The organism is Secundilactobacillus malefermentans DSM 5705 = KCTC 3548 (assembly GCF_001436395.1).
GTDB classification, from domain to species: Bacteria; Bacillota; Bacilli; order Lactobacillales; family Lactobacillaceae; genus Secundilactobacillus; species Secundilactobacillus malefermentans.
Genome location: NZ_AZGJ01000089.1, coordinates 1 through 2859 on the forward strand (window position 1 = coordinate 1; position 2859 = coordinate 2859).

Consider the following 2859-nt stretch of genomic DNA (forward strand, 5'->3'; position numbering starts at 1 on the left):
CAATATTTGGGGTTCACTTCATTGCAATTTTTTTAATTGGATAGGTTTTCCAACTCGATTGATTTTTCTTCCCATTGATCCTCAGACTCAGTTAATTCTGTCGTAATTTTGGAAAGTTGGGATTGTAGGTCAGTCATTTTAGCTGGATCGTTAAACGATGCTGGTTTTGTCATTTGAAGTTCTACTTCGGATTTTTGATTGCTTAAATCAGTTACCTGTTGTTCCAATGCATCAACTTCTCGACTTAATTTTCTAAGCTGGCGCTGGTTCTCTTTTGACTTCTGATAGTCTGTTGTGATGGGAGCTGGTTTTGACCTTACCGATGTGGTGTCAGCAGCTTGCTGCTCCTGGAGCTCAAGTTCCGCAATTTCTGCCTGTTCCTGTTTTTTGTTTGTGAAGTAGTCGTAGTCACCTAAGAAGAGGGTTGACCCTTCCTGTGAGATTTCGACAACCGAAGTCGAAACTTGATTAATGAAATATCGGTCATGGGAAACGAAAAGGATGGTGCCATCAAATTCATTGAGTGCTTGTTCCAGAACCTCACGACTGTCAATATCTAAATGATTGGTCGGCTCATCTAAAATTAAAAAGTTGTCATGACGTAATGCCAGTTTAGTCAGTAATAAACGGGCTTTTTCGCCACCACTTAGGTTGTGGACGAGCTTATCGACATCTTCACCAGTAAATAGAAAACTGCCTAGGATAGAGCGGATATCCGCTTCAGGAGTAGTAGGATGATCGTCCCACAACTCAGCAAGTACCGTTTTTTTATCGTGAAGAGACGCTTGTTCTTGATCGTAATAACCAATATCGACGCCAGTTCCTAATTCGACGGTTCCACGGATGGCGGGAATTCGACCTAAAATTGTTTTGAGGAGGGTTGATTTTCCCACACCATTTGGGCCAACAATTGCAATGGATTGGTGCTTTTTAATGTTTAGGTTGATTGGCTCTGATAAGACTTTCTGGAGACCGTAGCCCACTGCTAAATCTTTAACAGTTAGAACAATATTTCCGCTGGTCCGAGAAGAATCAAATCTAAAGCGGGCGACCTTGTCTTCATTCTCTGGGCGATCAATGACGTCCATTTTTTCGAGTTGTTTCCGGCGGGACTGGGCGCGTTTTGTTGTGGAGGCACGAACGATGTTTTTATTCACAAAATCTTCGAGCTGGGTAATTTTTGTTTGCTGCTTTTCATATTCTTTCCATTCCCGTTTGAGCTTCTCCGCTTTGAGGGTCATGAACTTGGAATAGTTACCTTTGTAGTGTGCAACTGACCCTAATGACATGTCATAAACTTCGGTCACAATTCTGTCTAGGAAGTATCGGTCATGGGAAACAATCAGCAGGGCACCCTTATAGGATTGAATATAGCCTTCAAGCCAGGTCAGCGTTTCGACATCCAAATGGTTGGTAGGCTCATCAAGAATAAGGAGGTCCCGTTTTTCCAGTAGAAGTTTCGCAAGGGCAAGTTGTGTTTTTTGCCCACCCGATAACGTTGTAATATTACGGTCGTAGTAAGATTCATCAAACTCGAATCCATGAAGGACGCCACGAATTTCAGCTTGATAGCCAAAGCCGTTTTGTTTGCGAAACTCATGCTGTAGATGGTCGTACTGTACGGAAGTCTCTTCAAATAATTGTTCGTTCTGAATGACTTCCGGATCGCTCATCTTGGCTTCTAATTGATGAATCTTGGCTTCCATTTCAATGAGACCAGCGAAGACACTTAGCATTTCTTCCCAAACGGTTTTATCAGAATCAAGACCCGTATCCTGTGCAAGGTAGCCAATAGTTAAGCCACGTTTCATCGTCACCTGACCTTCGTCTGGAGCCTCTTCACCGGTAATAATGTGAATTAAGGTTGATTTACCTGCACCGTTTCGGCCAACTAACGCAACTCTTCCATTATCTGGCACATCTAAGTTTACATTTTCAAATAAGGGATCCGCGCCAAATCGACGAGTAACGTGTTGAACTTGTAGGAGCATAATTGCCATCAACCTTTCGTGTATAGTGAAACTATTTTATCATATTTGATTACCTATAAGACAGGGGATTCAGATAAAATTTTGCAAATCATTTCACAAGAAGGGCGTTTATGCTACAATAACTAGGAAATATAAATTCACAATCTAATTAAGTAATCAGCCAAATCGTATAGGGTGATGGAATAATCAAGGAGGGAAACATTTTGAGTGAAACCAAAATACCACGGGCAACTGCCAAACGGTTACCCATTTATTATCGTTATTTAAATATTTTAAAGGATTCAGATAAGCTGAGGGTTTCTTCAACGGAACTATCAGAAGCAGTTAAGGTTGATTCGGCTACGATTCGCCGTGATTTTTCATATTTTGGGGCTTTAGGTAAACGTGGCTACGGTTATGATGTTGAAAAATTACTTGAGTTCTTCAAGAAAATTTTAAACCAAGACACGTTAACAAACGTTGCGCTTATTGGTGTTGGTAATTTAGGGAACGCACTTCTAAACTTTAATTTCCACCAAAATAGTAACGTTCGAATTAGTGCTGCCTTTGATGTAAAAGAGGATATTGTTAATACTATTCAAAGTAGCGTTCCAATTTATCCAATGAATCAATTACAGGAACAATTAAAAGACCAACAAATTGAAGTGGTTATCATTACTGTTCCGTCTAACGTTGCACAATCAGTGACGGATGATGTCGTTAAGGGTGGCGTAAAAGGAATCTTAAACTTTACACCTCTCAGAGTGACAGTGCCAGATGATGTCCGAGTTCAAAACGTTGATTTGACGAATGAATTACAAACACTCATTTACTTCCTAGATAATTATCAGTCTTAATTTCAAAGTGAGGCTGGGACAAAAGTCCTAAT

2 protein-coding genes are annotated in these 2859 nt (G+C 40.5%); one reads left to right on the plus strand and one right to left on the minus strand.

Annotated elements, in window-relative coordinates:
* Positions 1 to 32: 32 nt before the first annotated feature.
* Positions 33 to 1994, minus strand: coding sequence for an ABC-F family ATP-binding cassette domain-containing protein (locus FD44_RS09710; protein ID WP_029327618.1), 1962 nt, complete (start codon positions 1992 to 1994; stop codon positions 33 to 35).
* A gap of 200 nt (positions 1995 to 2194) precedes the next feature.
* Here FD44_RS09710 and FD44_RS09715 point away from each other — a divergent pair, with 200 nt between their 5' ends.
* On the plus strand, positions 2195 to 2827 hold the full coding sequence (locus tag FD44_RS09715; protein WP_010620548.1) for a redox-sensing transcriptional repressor Rex: 633 nt from the start codon (positions 2195 to 2197) through the stop codon (positions 2825 to 2827).
* The last annotated feature ends 32 nt before the right edge of the window (positions 2828 to 2859 follow it).